At 63.1% G+C, this 2,121-nt stretch carries 2 protein-coding genes; both read right to left on the minus strand.

Annotated features, from left to right (window positions below; all coding sequences use genetic code 11):
- Window positions 1-581: 581 nt before the first annotated feature.
- Complete coding sequence (locus F8N12_RS26215) at window positions 582-1,280, minus strand: response regulator (RefSeq protein WP_150582978.1); 699 nt, start codon at window positions 1,278-1,280, stop codon at window positions 582-584.
- A gap of 49 nt (window positions 1,281-1,329) precedes the next feature.
- On the minus strand, window positions 1,330-2,121 hold a 792-nt coding region (locus tag F8N12_RS26220; protein ID WP_263596528.1), incomplete at its 5' end, for a sensor histidine kinase.

Consider the following 2,121-nt stretch of genomic DNA (forward strand, 5'->3'; position numbering starts at 1 on the left):
AGCCCCCTCACCACAGAAAGCCCCCTCACCACAGAAAGCCCCCTCACCACAGAAAGCCCTCTCACCACAGAAAGCCCCCTCACCACAGAAAGCCCCCTCACCACAGAAAGCCCTCTCACCACAGACCCCCCTCACCACAAAAAGCTCGCTCACCACAAAATGAATTGATCGCACTGGGGCGCAGGATTGCGCGGGATACACTGGATCGGTATGAGAGTAAGCAGAAGCGCGAGCCTTGATTCAATAGGTGCAAACACCGTGGCTTTTGTGGCGAGGGGGCTTGCCCCCGTTGGGCTGCGTAGCAGCCCCCTTCAACCTGCTATTGCGTTTCTTCAGGCCCACCGAATGTGGCGCACTGGGGCTGCTGCGCAGCCCAACGGGGGCAAGCCCCCTCACCACAGAAAGCCCTTCACCACAGAAAGCCCTCTCACCACAAAAAGCCCTCTCACCACAAAAAGCCCCCTCACCACAGAAAGCCCTCTCACCACAAAAAGCCCCCTCACCACAAACAGCCCCCTCACCACAGAAAGCCCCCTCACCACAGAAAGCCCGCTCGCGATGAAATCCTGCGAATGATCGCCTTAGAGGCCGCCCTCCTCCAGCAACCGATACCCAACCCCCGCTTCGGTCACGATAAACCTCGGTCGGGTCGGGTCGTCGGCGAGCTTCTGGCGCAGGTGGCCGACGACGATGCGCAGGTAATGGCTGTCCTCGGTGTGCGTCGGGCCCCAGATGTCCTTGAGCAGTTGCTGTTGCGTGATCACCCTTCCCGGATGCCGCGCCAGTTGCGCCAGCACCGCGTATTCCTTGCGGGTCAGTGCGACTTCGGCGCCGTCGAGCAACACCCGACGATAGGCCAGGTCGACGGTCAACGGGCCCAACGTCAGCGCCGCCTGCTGCACTTCACCCGTCGGGGCCTGACGCAACAACGCGCGCACCCGCGCCAGAAACTCCTGAATGCCGAACGGCTTGGTCACGTAATCATTGGCGCCGCCGTCCAGCGCTTGGACTTTCTGCCCTTCGCTGGCGCGCACCGACAGCACTAGCACCGGCACCGTCGACCATTCACGAAATTCGCGCAGCACTTGCTGGCCGTCCATGTCCGGCAGGCCTAGGTCGAGCACCAGCAGGTCCGGTTTGTTCAGTGCGGCTTGCGCCAGGCCCTCAGCGCCGGTGCCGGCCTCGAGCACTTTGTAGCCTTGAGACGCAAGGCTGATACGCAGCAATTTACGGATCTGTGGTTCATCGTCGATGACCAGTATGGTCGCGGTCTGGCTCATGATGGGCGGTCGCAGCAGGAAGATGGGCGAAGAGTATCAGGCCTGGATTTCAACGCTCACTCTCCAGGGCCGGCTGCTCCTGCAAAGGTAAATGCAGAGTGATGCAGGTACCGCGCCCCTCGATGCCATCGGCGACGCTGATCCGCCCACCATGAGCGCCGACCATGCCCTGACAGATCGCCAGCCCCAGCCCGGTGCCCTGCCCGCCGCGATCACCGCGCGCGGCGGTGTAGAACATGTCGAAAATCTTCGCGCGCTCCTCCTCGGGAATGCCTGGCCCTTCATCGCTGACCGAAAAATAGATCTCGTCATCGCCGGTGCCGGCGCGCAGTTGCAAACGGCCGTGGACCGGTGAAAACCGTGCGGCATTTTCCAGTACGTTGACCAGCGCCTGTTCGATCAATGCCGCGTGGACATACAGCAGCGGCATTTCTGCCGGCAGGTCGGTGCTGACCTGCAAGGGCGTCAACACGGCGCGCAGACGATTGAGCGAGCTGCCGATGATGTCTGCCGGCGCCACCCAGTCCCGCGCCAGCTTCAAGGCGCCGTGGCCGAGACGGGTCATGTCCAGCAGGTTTTGAATGTAGCGATCAAGGCGTTCGGCCTCATCGCGGGTGCCTTCGAGCAGCTCACGGCGGTCCTCCAGCGGGATCGCTTCGCCGAGCGCGAGCAGGCTGTCGATGCTGCCGCGCATGGACGTCAGCGGCGTGCGCAAATCATGCGAGACCGAGGCCAATAGCGCACTGCGCAGTTGCTCGGTTTCGCCATGCAGGCGCGCCGCTTCGAGGTCATCGGCGAGTCGCGCGCGGGCGAGCGCCTGGGCCAGCGGCTGACTCAACGC

The organism is Pseudomonas fluorescens (assembly GCF_902497625.1).
GTDB classification, from domain to species: domain Bacteria; phylum Pseudomonadota; class Gammaproteobacteria; order Pseudomonadales; family Pseudomonadaceae; genus Aquipseudomonas; species Aquipseudomonas fluorescens_BQ.

Coding starts and splice junctions, on each gene's coding strand:
- F8N12_RS26215 (WP_150582978.1), bottom strand. CDS start 1,280: ATGAGCCAGACCGCGACCATACTGGTCATCGACGATGAACCACAGATC.